14 protein-coding genes are annotated in these 16,404 nt (G+C 65.9%); 4 read left to right on the forward strand and 10 right to left on the reverse strand.

Annotated features, from left to right (window positions below; translation table 11 throughout):
• Positions 1 to 8: 8 nt before the first annotated feature.
• On the reverse strand, positions 9 to 1,076 hold the full coding sequence (locus tag ACY34H_RS17995) for an SDR family oxidoreductase (RefSeq protein ID WP_464978842.1): 1,068 nt from the start codon (positions 1,074 to 1,076) through the stop codon (positions 9 to 11).
• Positions 1,077 to 1,234: 158 nt separating this feature from the next.
• Here ACY34H_RS17995 and ACY34H_RS18000 point away from each other — a divergent pair, with 158 nt between their 5' ends.
• From ACY34H_RS18000 to ACY34H_RS18015, 4 genes are all read left to right on the forward strand, one after another.
• Entirely contained in the window at positions 1,235 to 2,110 is an 876-nt protein-coding gene (locus tag ACY34H_RS18000; RefSeq protein ID WP_464978843.1) for an RNA polymerase sigma-70 factor, read from the forward strand.
• A gap of 204 nt (positions 2,111 to 2,314) precedes the next feature.
• Positions 2,315 to 3,445 (forward strand): mechanosensitive ion channel family protein, encoded by a 1,131-nt coding sequence (locus ACY34H_RS18005; RefSeq protein ID WP_464978844.1) that lies wholly within the window; start codon positions 2,315 to 2,317, stop codon positions 3,443 to 3,445.
• Between the two features lie 265 nt (positions 3,446 to 3,710).
• Positions 3,711 to 6,041 carry a glucosylglycerol-phosphate synthase gene (ggpS, locus tag ACY34H_RS18010; RefSeq protein WP_464978845.1) on the forward strand — a complete coding sequence of 777 codons (2,331 nt, stop codon included), beginning with the start codon at positions 3,711 to 3,713 and terminating at the stop codon, positions 6,039 to 6,041.
• Positions 6,042 to 6,051: 10 nt separating this feature from the next.
• On the forward strand, positions 6,052 to 7,125 hold the full coding sequence (locus tag ACY34H_RS18015) for a mechanosensitive ion channel family protein (RefSeq protein WP_464978846.1): 1,074 nt from the start codon (positions 6,052 to 6,054) through the stop codon (positions 7,123 to 7,125).
• Between the two features lie 124 nt (positions 7,126 to 7,249).
• Here ACY34H_RS18015 and ACY34H_RS18020 read toward each other — a convergent pair whose 3' ends face one another.
• From ACY34H_RS18020 to bamA, 9 genes are all read right to left on the reverse strand, one after another.
• Positions 7,250 to 8,443 (reverse strand): EAL domain-containing response regulator, encoded by a 1,194-nt coding sequence (locus tag ACY34H_RS18020; protein WP_464978847.1) that lies wholly within the window; start codon positions 8,441 to 8,443, stop codon positions 7,250 to 7,252.
• Between the two features lie 10 nt (positions 8,444 to 8,453).
• On the reverse strand, positions 8,454 to 9,248 hold the full coding sequence (locus tag ACY34H_RS18025) for a TrmH family RNA methyltransferase (RefSeq protein ID WP_464978848.1): 795 nt from the start codon (positions 9,246 to 9,248) through the stop codon (positions 8,454 to 8,456).
• Positions 9,245 to 9,856, reverse strand: coding sequence for a ribonuclease HII (gene rnhB / locus ACY34H_RS18030; protein WP_464979049.1), 612 nt, complete (start codon positions 9,854 to 9,856; stop codon positions 9,245 to 9,247). Before rnhB ends, ACY34H_RS18025 begins: the two co-directional genes overlap by 4 nt.
• 17 nt (positions 9,857 to 9,873) lie before the next feature.
• Positions 9,874 to 11,046, reverse strand: coding sequence for a lipid-A-disaccharide synthase (gene lpxB, locus ACY34H_RS18035; protein ID WP_464978849.1), 1,173 nt, complete (start codon positions 11,044 to 11,046; stop codon positions 9,874 to 9,876).
• Complete coding sequence (gene lpxA, locus ACY34H_RS18040; protein ID WP_464978850.1) at positions 11,030 to 11,818, reverse strand: acyl-ACP--UDP-N-acetylglucosamine O-acyltransferase; 789 nt, start codon at positions 11,816 to 11,818, stop codon at positions 11,030 to 11,032. The genes lpxB and lpxA overlap by 17 nt, the downstream gene beginning before the upstream one ends.
• Positions 11,819 to 11,845: 27 nt before the next feature.
• Positions 11,846 to 12,316, reverse strand: coding sequence for a 3-hydroxyacyl-ACP dehydratase FabZ (gene fabZ / locus ACY34H_RS18045; RefSeq protein ID WP_464978851.1), 471 nt, complete (start codon positions 12,314 to 12,316; stop codon positions 11,846 to 11,848).
• Positions 12,313 to 13,383: a UDP-3-O-(3-hydroxymyristoyl)glucosamine N-acyltransferase gene (gene lpxD, locus ACY34H_RS18050; RefSeq protein WP_464978852.1), complete on the reverse strand. Its 1,071-nt coding sequence runs from the start codon at positions 13,381 to 13,383 to the stop codon at positions 12,313 to 12,315. Before lpxD ends, fabZ begins: the two co-directional genes overlap by 4 nt.
• 75 nt (positions 13,384 to 13,458) lie before the next feature.
• Positions 13,459 to 13,992: an OmpH/Skp family outer membrane protein gene (locus tag ACY34H_RS18055; protein WP_464979050.1), complete on the reverse strand. Its 534-nt coding sequence runs from the start codon at positions 13,990 to 13,992 to the stop codon at positions 13,459 to 13,461.
• A gap of 46 nt (positions 13,993 to 14,038) precedes the next feature.
• Entirely contained in the window at positions 14,039 to 16,372 is a 2,334-nt protein-coding gene (gene bamA, locus ACY34H_RS18060; protein ID WP_464978853.1) for an outer membrane protein assembly factor BamA, read from the reverse strand.
• Positions 16,373 to 16,404 lie beyond the last annotated feature (32 nt).

Consider the following 16,404-nt stretch of genomic DNA (forward strand, 5'->3'; position numbering starts at 1 on the left):
TCAAAGCGTCACGGCTGGCCGCTGCCGCCGGCCACGCCGTACACATGGCCGGTGGTGTAGCTGGAATCGTCGGATGCCAGCGTGACGTAGGCCAGCGCCAGCTCGGCCGGCTGGCCGGGGCGCTTCATCGGCGTGTCGCCGCCGAAGTTGACCAGCGCGTCCGGTTCCTGGCCGCCGCACACCTGCAACGGCGTCCAGATCGGACCGGGCGCCACGGCGTTGACGCGAATATTCTTTTCGGCCAGCTGCTTGGCCAGCGATTTCACGAACGCCACCTGCGCCGCCTTGGTTTGCGCATAGTCGAGCAGGTTCGGCGACGGGTCGTAGGCCTGCACCGACGCGGTGACGATGATCGCGCCGCCATTCGTCATGTGCGGCACGGCCGCCTTGCAGATCCAGAAGTTGGCGTACAGATTGGTTTTCAACGTCCAGTCGAACTGCTCGGTGGTCAGGTCGAGGATCGAATCGATGGATTGCTGCCGGGCCGCGTTGCTGACCAGGATATCGAGCCCGCCCAGCTGCTCGGCGGCCTTGTCGACCAGCGTCTTGCAGAACGCCTCGTCGCGGATGTCGCCCGGCAGCAGCACGGCCTTGCGGCCCGCCTTTTCGATCAGCACCTTGACTTCCTGGGCGTCCGGCTCCTCGAACGGCAGGTAGCTGATCGCCACATCGGCGCCTTCGCGCGCATACGCGATCGCGGCGGCGCGGCCCATGCCGGAATCGCCGCCCGTGATCAGCGCCTTGCGCCCCGCCAGGCGACCGCTGCCCCGGTAGGTGTCTTCGCCATGGTCGGGCCGCGGCGTCATCTTGCCGGCCAGCGCAGGCCACTCCTGCTGCTGGCGCTTGAACGGCGGCTTCGGGTATTTACGGTTGCGCAGGGCACCGCTGCCCTGCCCGCGCGCTCCGGTGTCGCTTCCCTGCTGGGCCATGGCGCCGCCCGCGGCGGCGGCGGTACCGGCTGCCGCAATGGTGGTGGCCACCGCGCCGACGAAGCGGCGCCGCGATGCCTTGATGTCCTGCTCCGTGCTGCCGTGTTGCAAATTGCCGTGCTCCATGCGCTGGTCGTTCGGATCCATCGAAAGACTCCTCGTCGTGTCGTGTGAGTTGGGTAAACTGCCGGAGTGACAATGTAGACAACAAAAAAAATCGCTGCCACACCTTTGCCGGCGGCAAGCTGTCACAGCCGGAGCCGTCGAAACGTCTGGTTGGAGCCGATCCCTCACACGAAGAAACCATGACCAATGACACCGTTGCCCAGTTCGACGCCCTGCGCCCCCGCCTGTTCGCGATCGCCTACCGCATGCTCGGCATCCGCGCCGATGCCGAGGACGTGGTGCAGGATGCCTGGCTGCGCTGGGCCGCCAGCGACCAGGGGGCGCTGCAGTCGGCCGAAGCCTGGCTGGTGACGGTCGCTACCCGGCTGTCGATCGACCGGCTGCGCAGCCGCAAGGCTGAACGCGAGGCCTACGTGGGCTGGTGGCTGCCGGAACCGCTGGTGGAGCTGGACGAGCACACGCCGGAGACGGCCGCCGAGCTGGCGAGCGAGGTGTCGGTGGCCATGCTGTGGGTGCTGGAACGGCTGGCGCCCGAGGAACGCGCCGCATTCCTGATGCGGCAGGTGTTCGACCAGGATTACAGCGACATCGCCGCCACGCTGGGCAAGAGCGAGGCGGCGTGCCGGCAGCTGGTGTCCCGCGCGCAGGCCCGCGTGCAGCAGGAAAAGCCGCGCTTCGCGGTACCGAAGGATGTGCACCGCGACCTGCTGGCGCGCTTCATGCAGGCCGCCGCCGGCGCCGACCGCGAAGCGATGAAGACTTTCCTTGCCGGCGACGTGCGGCTGGTGTCCGACGGCGGCGGCAAGGTGCCGTCGTTCGGCAAGATCCTGGTGGGCGCGGCGCGCATCGCCGGCGTCTACTGGTCCGTCGAACATGCACACCCCGGCAAGGTCGCGTACCGGATGGCGCGCGTCAACGGCGAACCCGGCATCGTCCGCTATGTCGACGGCGTGGTCGAGTCGGCGCAGGCCTTCATTGTCGACGGCGGCAGGATCGTGGCGATCTACGTGATCCGCAATCCGGACAAGCTGGCCGCGATCGCGCCGCTGGGTTGAAGGGGGAAAACCGCTGCCGGCCGCCGAATGTGCGCAGGCGAACCGACCGCGCGGGCAGGCAACGGTAGCATCGACTCATCAAAAGGGCGGGCGCCCGTTTGCCATCGCGCGCCCGTCTTCTCCTCGTACCGGCCGCCCGCGCGGCGCGGTGCTTTCCGGCGCAGGCCCTGCCCTGCCATTCATTCCGTCCGACAAGGAGAAGACATGGACTATGTAGTGCTGGGTAACGACCTCAATACCTGGATGATCGCCTTCGGCATCGCCGCCGCCGTCAGCATGGCACTGTACGCCGTCAACCGCTTCCTGGTGCGCCGCATCGGCGCCTTCGCCGAACATACCGCCACGCACCTGGACGACATGGCCGTGCGCGTGCTGAAGACCACCAGTACCGCGTTCATCGTGGCGATGGGTATCTATGCCGGCACCCAGTGGCTGCTGCTGTCGCCGAAGGCCGAAACGCTGCTGCGCAACCTGGCCGTGGCCATCCTGCTGCTGCAGATTGCCCGCTGGCTCGACGTGGGCGTGCGCGGCTGGATCGATTTCTACCGCAAGAAGCGCGGCGCGACCGACGTGGCCGCGACCACGTCCACCGCGGCGCTGACCTTCGTGGTGCGTGCCGCGCTGTGGGCCATCATCGTGCTGATGATCCTCGATAATTTCGGCGTCAACATCACCACGCTGGTCGCCAGCCTGGGGATCGGCGGCATCGCCGTGGCGCTGGCCGTGCAGAACATCCTCGGCGACCTGTTCTCGTCGCTGTCGATCCTGCTCGACAAGCCTTTCGTGGTGGGCGACTTCATCACCGTCGACGACCTGGCCGGCACCGTGCAGTACGTGGGCCTGAAGACCACGCGCATCCGCAGCCTGAACGGCGAGGAAATCGTGTTCTCGAACAGCGACCTGCTGAAGAGCCGCATCCACAACGTGCGCCGCATGGAAACGCGGCGCGTGGTGTTCTCCGTCGGCGTGACGTATGACGTGACCGAGGAGCAGCTGGAAAGCATCCCCGGCACGCTGAAGGAGATCGTGTCGGCTCAGCCGCAGGCGAAGTTCGACCGGGCCCACTTCAAGGGGTTCGGCGCCTCGTCGCTGGACTTCGAGGTGGTGTACGTGATGCAGACCCCGGACTACGGCGTGTTCATGGATACCCAGCAGGCCATCAACTTCGAGCTGTTCAAGCGCTTCAACCGGGCCGGCATCGAGTTCGCCTACCCGACGCAGACCGTCAAGCTGTCGAACCCCGAGGTGCTGCGCGGCGAGGCGGCCAACGAGACCTACGACGGCACCGAAGAGCGGCGCCGCCCGGCACCGGCGCCACTGCCGAAGTCGCATTGATCCGGCGCTTAATCCAGCGCGCTAATCCATTTCTACAAATGTATTGCTAGAAATATAGTACAATAACGCCGCATTCTCCGGGATGCGGCGTTTTTCATTGCAGCACCATCCCTGCCGCTTCCCTCCCTCTGGCAATGGCCGGCACACAGCCGCTGTTGCGTCCGTACGCGTGAGCGGTCCACCGAGACCGTGGCTAGCACACGTTAAATCCAGTTTGGCGCACCTGCTAAGCGCCCGACGCATCGCTAATTAAGGATGAATCGCCATGGCAATTCTGCATTCCTGCACTACCTCGTCCAGTACTTCGTCTGCCGCATCCTCGATCACCCCCGGTAACTTCCTGCTCGCCACCGACCTGGACGGCACCCTGCTGGCCGGCACGGCCGAGGGCCGCCGCCGCGTACGCGAACTGTTCACCGCCGCGCCGCGCAATGCCAGGCTGGCGTTCGTGACCGGCCGCGGCCTCGAATCGATCCTGCCGCTGCTGTCCGACCCGACGATCCCCGTGCCCGACTACATCATCGCCGACGTTGGCGCCACCGTCGTGCATGGCGCCGACCTGCAGCCGGTGGGCAACATCCAGCAGGAAATCGCCGCGCGCTGGCCCGGTTCGCAGGCCGTGCTGAAGGCGCTGGCCGGCTTCCCGCGCCTTCGCCGCCAGGGCGTGCCACAGGAGCGCCGCTGCTCGTTCGTGGCCAGCGAGGCCGACGTGACGCCGGCCCTGCGGGCCGCCGTCGAGGCGCTCGACTGCGACCTGCTGATGTCCGCCGGCGCCTACCTGGACGTGCTGCCGCGCGGCGTGGGCAAGGGCCCGGCGCTGCTGGCCCTTGCCGAAGCGACCGGCATCGCACCGTCGTCGATCGTGGTAGCCGGCGATACGCTGAACGACCTGTCGATGTTCGAGACCGGCCTGGCCGGCATCGTCGTCGGCGCCGCCGAACCGGCACTGGTGCAAAAGCTGCGCCGCCGTCCCAGCGCCTATATCGCTACAGGAGAAGGCTGCGACGGCATCCTGGAAGGCCTGGTGCACCACGGCGCCCTGCCCCGGCCTCGCGCGGGCCAGCCGTCGCAGGTGATCGGCGCGCATGGCGACGCCGACCTGGTGATGGTTTACCACCGCCTGCCGTTCGACGAGGTGACAGTGGACGGCGTGACCGAGCGGCGCCGCCCGAAAAGCCCGAACGGCATCATCCCGACGCTGCTGCGCTTCTTTGCCGGCAGCCGCAAGGGTTCCTGGGTGGCGTGGTCGCAGCAGGACAGCCGCGCGCCCGCCGGTTTCGAGACCCACGTGACGGTCGACGAAGCGGCCTACCCGCGCCTGCGCGCTGCGCGCATCGCGCTGACGGCGGAAGACGTCGACCTGTTCTACAAGAAGTTCTCGAAAGAGGCGTTCTGGCCGATCATCTTCTCGTTCCCCGACAAGGCCGAGTTCAACGCCGATCACTGGGAGCGCTTCCTGGAAGTAAACCGCCTGTTCGCCGAGCAGACCGCGCGCGAGGCCGCCGAGGGCGCCGTGGTCTGGGTGCACGACTACAACCTGTGGATGGTGCCGGCCTTCCTGCGCCCGCTGCGGCCGGACCTGCGCATCGCGTTCTTCCACCACACGGCCTTCCCGTCGAGCGACGTGTTCAACATCCTGCCATGGCGGCGCGACATCATTGGCAGCCTGCTGCAGTGCGATTACGTGGGCTTCCATATTCCCCGCTACGTCGAGAACTTCGTCGATGCGGTGCGCTCGTTCGCGCCGGTGGAGATGGGCCCGACGGTGCCGTGCGCGCCGCGCTTCCTCACCTACGGCTGCGCCCTGGGCGTGGACACGATGACGACGTCGATCGAAGCGGGCGGGCGAACCGTCACGCTGGGCGCGCACCCCGTCGGCACCGACGTGGCGCTGATCGAAGGCCTGGTCGCGCAGGCGCCCGTGGCGGAAAAGACCGCCGCCATCGAGGACTACCTGGGCGGCACGACGGGCATCGTGTCGATCGAGCGGCTCGACTACGTGAAAGGCTCGCTGGAAAAGCTGCAGGCCTTCGAACGGCTGCTGGAACGGCACCCGGAACACATCGGCAAGGTCACGCTGCTGAACATCATCACGCCCGCCGCGCCGGGCATGGAGATCTACGACAGCCTGCGCGTGGAAGTGGACCGCGTGGTCGGCCGCATCAACGGCCGCTTCTCGACGCTGAACTGGGTGCCGGTGCGCTACTTCTACCGCTCCCTGCCGTTCGATGAAGTGATCGCCCATTACGCCGCCTGCGGCGTGGCGTGGATCACCCCGCTGCGCGACGGCCTGAACCTGGTCGCCAAGGAGTACGTGGCGGCGCGCAAGGCGGCCGGCAAATCCGGCGTGCTGATCCTCTCCGAGTTCGCCGGCGCCGCCGTCGAACTGCACGGCGCCCTGCTGACCAATCCCTACGATGCCAACGCGATGACGGCCACCTTGCACCAGGCGCTGACGATGGGAGAAGAGGAACGCACGTACCGCACCGCGCGCATGGCGATGATCGCCACCGAGCATGACGTGACACGCTGGGGCGACGATTTCCTCAGCGCGGTGATGGACAGCGGCCCGGACGACGAACTGGCGGCGGCGTGAGGGGCGGGCGATGAATACCATCCTGCTCGGTAACGACCTCGCGGCATGGCTGGTGGCGGTCGGCATCGCCGCCACCGTGGCGGCCGTGCTATATGGCGTCAACGCGGTGGTGCTGCACCGCCTGCGCCGCATCGCGGTGCGCACCGAAACCTTCCTCGACGACGTGGCCGTGGCGGTGCTGGCCGCCAGCACCAAGACGTTCATGGTGGTGATGGGGCTGTACGCCGGCTCGCAATGGCTGGCGCTGACGCCCAAGCTGACCATGCTGCTGGCGCACGCGGCCATCGTCGTGCTGCTGCTGCAGGTGGCGCGCTGGGGCGACGTGGGCATCCGCAGCTGGCTGGCGCACTACCGCGCGCGGCGCAGCGCGCAGGACGCGGCCAGCACCACGTCCACCGCGGCGCTGGGCTTCGTGATGCGCACCGCGCTGTGGCTGATCATCCTGCTGATGATCCTCGATAACTTCGGCGTCAACATCACCACGCTGATCGCCAGTCTGGGCATCGGCGGTATCGCCGTGGCGCTGGCCATGCAGAACATCCTCGGCGACCTGTTCGCATCGCTGTCGATCGTGCTGGACAAGCCGTTCGTGGTCGGCGACTTCATCATCGTCAACGACATGCTGGGCACCGTCGAATACGTGGGTCTGAAGACCACGCGCGTGCGCAGCCTGGGCGGCGAGATGATCGTGTTCTCGAACACCGACCTGCTCAAATCGCGCATCCGCAATTACCAGCACATGCAGCAGCGGCGCGTGGTGTTCGGCTTCGGCGTCAGCTACGACACCAGCGCGGAACAGACGCTGGCGATCCCCGCCATCGTGCGCGACATCGTCGAATCGCTGCCCGACGTGACGTTCGACCGCGCCCACTTCAAGGGCTACAGCCCGTCGTCGCTGGACTTCGAGGTGGTGTTCTACGTGACGACGCCGGACTACAACCTCTACATGGACCGCCAGCAGGCCGTCAACGTGGCGCTGCTGCAGCGGCTGCGCGATGCCGGCATCGCGTTCGGGCATCCGCTGCAGATGGTGCGGGTGGCTGGCGGCGACATGTTCGCCGCGCTGGAGAAGCGCGCCGCCTGAAAAACAGGGACGAAAAAATAGGGCCGGCCCGGACTGCCGGACCGCATGTTTTACAGGAAACTTCCTGGAAAACAGGCGATCCGGCGATCCGGCCTGTCCCTGGTTTTGTGTCCTTGAGTTTCAGCTAGAAGAACTGGCGCCACTCGACGAGCCACCTGGGGAACTCGTCGACCGGCATCGGGCTGGCGATGTAGTAGCCCTGGGCGTAGGTGCAGCCGAGGCCTTGCAGGAAGTCCCAGTCCTGCTTGGTTTCGACGCCGACGGCGCAGGACATCCGGTCCAGGCTGCGCGCCAGGCCGAGGCAGGATTTCAGCACGGTGCCGATGGCGCGCTTGCGCGAGGCGCCGTCGACGAAGCTGCGGTCGATCTTCAGTTCCGAGAACGGAATCGAGGCCAGCAGCTGCAGGTTCGAGCGCCCGGTGCCGTAGTCGTCGATGGCCAGGCCGAAGCCCATCATGCGCAGCCGCAGCAGGCGTTCCAGGAAGTGCGGGTCCGTTTGCAGCACCGACGATTCGGTGATTTCAAAAGTGATGTAGCCGGGCAGGATGCGGTGCCGCTCCAGGCAGGCGCCGATCTGCGCGATGAACTGCTGGTGCGACAGGGTGCCGGGATCGACGTTGATGGAAAACGAGACCGGCATGCCCTGGTCGTGCAGCGTGCGGCACGCGGCCACCGATTTCTCGATCATGCTCCAGTCGAGGAAATCGATGCGGCCTGCTTCTTCCAGCGCCGGCATGAAGGCCGCGGGGCCCAGCACGCCATGCTGCGGGTGGCGCCAGCGGGCGAACATTTCCAGGCCCTTGACCTGGCCGGTTTCCAGTTCGATCTTGGGCTGGAAGAAGGGATCGAACTCGCGCGCCTGCAGGCCCTTTCCCACTTCGGCGAACGTGAACGACGCGTCCACCGGCGGCGCGGCGGCATCGGCGGGCCGCGTGTAGTTGGCGACCAGCGCCTCCAGCCGCGGCGCGGAGACCGGCTTGGCGACGGCGCCCAGCAGGTCGACGCCATACGCCAGCGCCATCGTCTCGACCGAGAACAGGATGTCGCTGCTTTGCGCGCCGACCACGATCAGCCCGGCGCGGCACCGGTCCTCGGCCAGGCGGCGGATCAGTTCCAGCCCGTCCATGCCGGCCAGGCCCAGGTCGATGACGACGATGTCGACGGCCGGCGCGGCGCCGCGCAACGCCAGCAGCGCCGCGTGCCCGTCGGGCGCGAACTGGATGTGCCGTGCGCCGGCGCTGCGCAACAGGCCGGCCAGCAGCTCGCGCTGTACCGGTTCGCTTTCCGCCACCAGGAACTGCAATGCAGCGATATCCATGCTCCCTCCGTCAGCCGGCTCGCGCCTGGCTTTGCCTGACCTGCTCGAAGAAACACACGGCCGCGCAGGCGGCCACGTTCAGCGATTCCACCTGGCCCAGGTGCGGGATCACGACCTGGTGCCGGGCCAGCCCCAGCAGCTCGTCGGACACGCCCTGCCCTTCGTGGCCGAATACCCAGGCCACCGGCCGCTTCAGGTCCACGTCATACAGCGTCTGCTTCGCGTAGCCGCTGGTGGCCAGCGTGGCGATCTTCGCCCCGGACAGCAGCGGCGCCAGCGCCACGTTCTCGTGAATCTCCAGCACGAAGTGCGCGCCCATCGCGGCGCGCAGCACCTTGGGCGACCAGCAGAACGCCGTGCCCGGGCTGCAATACACTTCACGGATGCCGGCCGCTGCAGCGCTGCGCAGGATCGACCCCACGTTGCCCGGATCCTGCACATTGTCCAGCAGGACGGCGTTGACGGCCAGCGCGGGCGGCACGGCCGGTCGCGGCATCTCGACCAGGAACAGGATGCCCACGCCATGCTCGACCTGCGACAGCGGCTCGTACAGCGCATCGGGCAAATGCAGCACGCGGCCGTGATGGGCCTCCAGCTTCGCCACCAGCGCCACGACTTCCGGATGACGCAGGCCGCTGTCGCTGACGATGCACTGTTCCGGCTGGCCGCGCAGCTGCAGCCAGGTTTCGCACAGGTGCACGCCATCGAGCAGCGTACGGCCGGCCTTGCGCAGCGCGTGCGCGCTGGTGGCCAGGTGCTTCAGTTCCTTGTATTGCGCGTTGTCGCGCGAACTAATCGTTTTCAAAACGTCAGCTCCAGCATTTCGCGCACGGGGGCGAACGAGCGCCGGTGCACCGGCGTCACGCCGTGCAGTTTCAGCGCTTCGAGGTGCTGGGCGGTGCCGTAGCCCTTGTGCTGGTCGAAGCCGTATTGCGGATATTTCCTGTGCAGCTTGCGCAGTGCATCGTCGCGCGCGGTCTTCGCCAGGATCGAGGCGGCGGAGATCGATTCGATCTTGTCGTCGCCGTCGATGATGGCAATGGTCTGGATCTTCATCACCGGGCACTTGTTGCCGTCGATGAGGGCCAGCGTGGGAATCGTCTCGAGCGCATGCACGGCCCGCTTCATCGCCAGCAGCGACGCCTGCAGGATGTTCAGCCGGTCGATCTCCGCTTCGGATGCCTTGGCGATCGCCCAGGCGATGCAGTCGCGCTTGATCAGCGGCGCCAGCTCTTCGCGCCTGGCTTCGGTCAGCTTCTTCGAGTCTCGCAGGCCGGAGATGGGCCGCTCGCGGTGCAGGATCACGGCCGCCGCGTAAACGGGGCCGGCCAGCGGGCCGCGGCCGGCCTCGTCGACGCCGCAGATGATCTCGTCGAGGGAATATGGCAGGTCGTCGAACAGGCCGCCCTGCATCGCGTTGTCCTTCTTCGTCACGTCGATCTTCCTATGACTTTCAATACGGCCGCCGCGCTCTCCTCGGCGGAGTTGCGCAGCAGGCTGTGGTGCATGTCAGTGAAGCGCCGGATCAGGTTCGCACGGTGCGCCTCGTCCGTCAATTGCTTCCATAGATTGTCGGCCAGCGCCTGGGCGCTGGCATGGTGCTGCAGCAGTTCAGGCACGAGGAACTCGCGCGCCAGGATGTTCGGCAGGCCGATCCATGGCTGGTAGCCCATGTGGCGCATGATCTCCCATGACGCCCGCATCATCCGGTAGGCGATGACCATCGGCTTCTTGTACAGCGCCACTTCCAGCGACGCGGTGCCGGAGGCAACCAGCACGGCATCGGCTGCGCAGATCGCCGCGTGGCTTTCGCCATCGAGCAGTTGCAGGGGCACGTCCTGCAGGCCGGCCTGCGCGACCAGCTGCGTGAAGTACGCCTTCTGCTTGTCGCCGGCCATCGGTACCACGAAATGCAGCGCCGGCTCGCGTTGCAGCAGCAGTTTCGCCGCGCCGATGAAGGCCGCGGTGTTGTACTTCAGTTCCCCAATCCGGCTGCCCGGCATGATGGCGACGACCCTGGCATCGTCGGCCAGGCCGAGGTGGCGGCGCGCCGCCGTCACGTCCGGCACCAGGGGGATCAGCTCGGCCAGCGGATGACCCACGTACGTGACGGGCACGCCGGCCTTCCGGTAGATCTCTTCCTCGAACGGGAAGATCACCAGCATGTGGGAGACGTTTTTGACGATCTTCTTGATCCGGCCGCCGCGCCAGGCCCAGATCTGCGGTCCGATGTAGTGCATGGTCGGAATGCCGGCCGCCTTCAGTTCGCCTTCGATGCCGAGGTTGAAGCCCGGGTAGTCGGCGCCGATGAACACGGCCGGGCGCTCGGCCAGCAACTGGTCGCGCAGGCGCGACTGGATGCGTTTCAGCTCGCGGTAGCGCGGGATGATCTCGAACAGCCCGCGCACCGTCATGGTTTCCAGCGGCACCTGCGATTCGAAACCCTGGGCGATCATCGCCGGGCCGCCGATGCCGTGGAAACGGGCCCCGGGCAGCTGCGGGCGCAGGCCCGCCAGCAGGCGCGCGGCCAGCATGTCGCCGGACGGCTCGCCGGCCACGATGGCGACCGACAGGCCGTGGTTCACGTCAGCGGACGATGCCACGGTTCGCGGTATCGAGGAAGGTGCGGAAGGCGCGGATATGCTCCGCCGCATCCGGCGTATTGCCTTCCTGCTCCAGCAGCGCCGCCTTGGCTTCCTCCAGCGTATGGCCCGAGCGGTACAGGATCTTGTACGACGTGCGCAGCGCATTGATCTGCTCGCGCGTGAAGCCGCGGCGCTTCAGGCCTTCGATGTTGATGCCGTGCGCCTGGGCCGGATTGCCGTTCAGCAGCACGAACGGCGGCACATCCTGCGTCAGGCTGGTGCTCATGCCGACAAAGGCATGCGCACCGATCTTGCAGAACTGGTGCACGTTGGCATAGCCGCTCATGATGACCCAGTCGCCGATCTCCACGTGGCCCGCCATCTGGGCGTTGTTCGAGAAGATCGTGTTGCTGCCGACCACGCAGTCGTGTGCCAGGTGCACGTAGGCCGAGATCCAGTTGTCGTTGCCCAGCTTCGTCACGCCCTTGTCCTGCACGGTACCGAGGTTGAACGTGCAGAATTCGCGGATCGTGTTACGGTCGCCCACTTCCAGCCGGGTCGGCTCGCCGTTCCATTTCTTGTCCTGCGGCGGCGCGCCGATCGACGAGAACTGGAAGAACTTGTTGTCGCTGCCGATCGTCGTGTGGCCTTCGATGACCACGTGCGGGCCGACCCAGGTGCGGTCGCCGATGACGACGTCGGGCCCGACAATCGAGTAGGCGCCGATCTCGACGCCCTCGCCCAGCTGGGCCTTCGGGTCGACCAGCGCGGTAGGATGAATGGTCGTCATGCTGCCTCCTTCTGTTTCCCCACCGTGTTACGCTGCGTCGGCGGTGTTACGGATGGTGCACATCAGGTCCGCCTCGACCGCGGTCTGGCCGTCGACGCTGCCCACCGCCTTGTATTTCCAGATGCCGCGCGACACGCGCACGATCTCGACATCCATCTTCAGCTGGTCGCCGGGGCCCACCGGGCGCTTGAAGCGCGCGTTGTCGATGCCCACGAAGTAGACCACCGAGTTCTCGTCGGGCTTGATGCCCATCGTCAGGAACGACAGGATGGCCGCGGTCTGCGCCATCGCTTCGATCATCAGTACGCCGGGCATGACCGGCTTGTGCGGGAAGTGGCCGTTGAAGAATTCTTCGTTGACGGTCACGTTCTTGATGGCGGTGATCGTCTTGTTCGCTTCCCAGTCCAGCACGCGGTCCACCAGCAGCAGCGGGTAGCGGTGCGGCAGCAGTTCCTTGATCTGGTTGATGCAGAGGGTCTTCTTTTCAGCAGTGGTCATGATTCGTCTTCTTGCTCAGTGGCTTGATTATTTATATTTTTGATCGATTTCTCGAGCGCGCGGATCTTCTCGCGCATGGCACCCAGGTTCCGCACGATGGCCGCGGATTTCTCCCATTCGCTGTTCTTCGCCAGCGGGTAGAAGCCGGTGTACTGCCCCGGCTCCATGATCGAGCGCGACACCATGCTGGCCGACGAGACGTGCACGTGATCGACGATCGTCAGGTGTCCCAGCACCATCGCCGCGCCGCCGAACGTGCAGTACTTGCCGATCTTCGCGCTGCCGGCCACGCCGACGCAGCCGGCCATGGCCGTGTGCGCGCCGATGTGGCAGTTGTGGCCGATCTGGATCTGGTTGTCGAGTTTTACGCCATCCTCGATGATCGTGTCGGCCAGGGCGCCGCGGTCCACCGTGGTGTTGGCGCCGATGTCGACGTCGTCGCCGATCACCACGCGGCCCACCTGCGGGATCTTGATGTAGACGCCGCCTTCGTTGGCGAAGCCGAAGCCATCGGTGCCGATCACGGCGCCCGAGTGCAGGATGCCACGGGCGCCGATCACGCAGCGCGCGTGAAACGTCACGTTGGCAAAGAGCTGCGTGCCTTCGCCGATGACGGCTTCGCGGCCGATGAAGCAGCCGGCACCGATCACGGCGCCGGCCTTGATCACGGCCCCGGCCTCGACGGTAACCTGCGGCCCGATGTGGGCACTGGCGTCGACCTGGGCGGTCGGGTCCACGTACGCGGTCGGGTGGATGCCAGGTGCCGGCACGTGCGCCGTCAGTGCGTCGAAGTACTGCGCGGCCCGCGCGAAGTACGCGTACGGGTTTTTCGTGACGATGCGCGCGCCGGCGTAGGTCTGCGCGACGAGCTCGTCATCGTTGGGGGACAGGATCAGCGCGGCGGCACGGCTCTGGCCGGCCTGGGCGCGGAATTTGCTGTTGGAGAGGAAACTGATGTGTGAAACGCCGGCATCCGTCAACGGCGCGATGCCCACCACCTGCAGGTTGGGGTCGCCGATCAACTCTCCGCCGAAGCGCTCGACCAGGTCTCCCAGTCGAATGCCCATGAACTATCCAATCAAAAGTGGAAAAGCCGGCCAGCCTGCCGCGAAACGGCAGAGACTGGCCGGCGATCCGGTGTTTTACTTGTCCAGCGCTGCCAGCACCTTGTCGGTGATGTCGATGCGCGGGTTGGCCCAGACGGCATCCTGCAGCACGATGTCGAAGCCTTCGGTCAGGGCGAGCTGCTTGATGATCCGCGTGGCCTTCTCGGCGATCGCCGCGCGCTCCTCGTTGGTGCGCTGGGACAGGTCCTCGCGGAACTCGCGCTGGCGGCGCTGGAAGTCCTTGTCCAGCTCCACCACTTCGCGCTGGCGCTTGATCCGGTCCTGCTCGCCCAGCGTGGGCTCGTCCTTCGTGTATTTCTCGGTGGCCGTCTTCAGCCGCGCGCCCAGCTCGTTGAGCGCCTTTTCGCGCGGCGAGAATTCTTCCTTCAGCTTGTCGCCAGCGAGCCTGGCGAGCTTGGACTCGTTATAGATGCGCTCGGGGCTGAGCCAGGCAATCCGGGAAGGCTGCGGCGCCTGCGCATGCGCGGTCCCCAGCGCCGTTCCCAGCACCAGCGAGCCCAGCGCCATGATGGCAAACAGCTTGCCAAACGTGGCCGATGCGGTCTTCAACATGTTTCTCCTCTACTCATTGCCCCACCGGCCGCCAGTGCCGGCATCAGAACCCTGTACCCATCTGGAACTGGAAGCGTTCCAGGCGGTCACCGTATATCGGATTAATAGGCTTAGCATAACTCAACTTCAGCGGCCCCACCGGGGAAATCCAGCTGACCCCCAGGCCGGTCGAGAAGCGCAGCTCGGACAGGCGCATCTTCGCCCCCTCGCGGTAGACCTGGCCGCCGTCGACGAAGGCGAACCAGCGCAGGCTGCGGTCCTTGCCCTGACCGGGGAACGGGAACTGCAGCTCGGCATTGCCGATCAGCCGCGAAGCGCCGCCCAGCGCATCGCCGTTGGTGTCGAGGTAACCCAGCGACGAGCTGTAGTAGCCGCGCACCGAGCCGATACCGCCGGCATAGAAGTTCTTGAACACCGGATACGGCCGGTCGCCGATGCCGTGGCCATAGTCGAACTCGCCCTTCAGCGCCAGCGTGGCCCACGACGTGATCGGGCGGTACCACTGCTGCTCGTACACTGCGCGGACGTATTTCGAATCGCCGATCAGGTCGATCTCCAGGTTGGCGCGCTGGTAGCGGCCGATGGTCGGCGTGACGGCGCTGTCGCGGCTGTCGCGGCCCCAGGCCACCGTCAGCGGCACCGAGTTCGACGACACTTCGCCCTGGCCGTTGGCCGGGCCGCCCAGGTCGCGCACGTATTGCTGGAAGTACGTCGGGCTGGTGGCGTCGGTCTTCACGGTGGCGCGCTCCAGGCCGATGCCGAAGAACACGGTATCGACTTCGGAGAACGGCACGCCCCAGCTGACGCGGCCGCCGGTCTGCTTGATCGAGTACATACCGGTGTTGACGGCCGGCGGATCGAAGGTACGCAGGTACAGCTCGTAGCTCTGCGACACGCCGTCGTCCGTGTAGTACGGGTTGGTCTGCGAGAAGGCGATCGTGCGGCTGTACTTGCTGGTGTTCAGCTCCAGGCCCACGGTATTGCCGGAGCCGGCGAAGTTAGCCTGCTGGATCGATGCCGACAGGCTGAATTTCTCGGCCTGCGAGAACGCGCCGCCGATCTGGAAGTTGCCGGTCGGCTTTTCCACCACCGTCAGGTTCACGTCGACCTGGTCGGAGGTCCCCTGCGCTTCGGGCGTGTCCACCGTCACGTCCTTGAAATAGCCCAGGCGGTCGACGCGGTCGCGCGACAGCTTGACCTTGTTGGCGTCGTACCAGCTCGATTCGAACTGGCGGAACTCGCGGCGGATCACTTCATCGCGCGTGGTGGTGTTGCCCTGGATGTTCATGTGGCGCACATAGGCGCGCTTGCCCGGATCGATGAAGAAGGTGAACGCGACTTCGCGCTTTTCACGGTCGACTTCCGGGTTGGCGTTCACGTTGGCGAAGGCAAAGCCGAAGTTGCCCAGGCGGTCGGTGATCAGCTTGTTGGTGGCGGTCAGGCGCGCACCGGAATAGGTCTCGCCCTTCCTCAGCAGCACCAGCGAGCGCAGCTCTTCCTCGCGGCCATACATCTCGCCTTCGAACTTGATGTCGGAGACGGTGTACTTCTCGCCTTCCGTGATGTTGATGGTGAGGTAGATGTCCTTCTTGTCCGGTGTTATCGAGACCTGGGTGGAATCGACGTTCATTTCCACGTAGCCGCGGTCCAGGTAGAACGACTTCAATGCTTCCAGGTCGCCGGTCAGCTTGGTCTTGGAATACTGGTCGGCCTTGGTGTACCAGCTGAACCAGCCGGACGTGTTCAGCTCGAGCTCCTTGCGCAGCTCCTTGTCGGAGAACACATTGTTGCCGACGATATTGATCTGCTTGATGCGGGCGATCTCGCCTTCGTCGACATTGAACATGATCGACACGCGGTTGCGCTCCATCGGCGTGACCGTGGTGGTGACTTTCACGCCATACAGGCCGCGCGACAGGTACTGGCGCTTCAGTTCCTGCTCGGCGCGGTCGGTGGTCGCCTTGTCGAAGGTCTTGGCTTCGCCCACGCCGATGTCCTTCAGCGCGTTGACCAGCATGTCCTTCTCGAATTCCTGGGTGCCGGTGAAGTCGACCTTGGCGATCGCCGGGCGTTCCTCGACGATGACCACCAGCACGTCGCCATCCTTTTCCAGCCGCACATCCTTGAAGATGCCGGTCGCGTACAGTGCCTTGATGGTGGTGACGGATTTGTCGTCGCTGAACGTTTCGCCCACGCGCACCGGCAGGTAGCTGAAGACGGTGCCGGCTTCGGTACGCTGGATGCCTTCGACGCGGATATCCTTGACGACGAAGGGTTGGACGGCGAAGGCGCTGCCGGAGCAGAAGGCCAGTACTGCGGCGCCGATCAGGGTGCGGCGAAAAGAAGGCAAGGCAAAGCGGTCAGAAATGAATTTCATTGGCATCATGTGAGGATCGGAAGCCGCTTCGC

Source organism: Pseudoduganella sp. jia 9 (assembly GCF_055502615.1).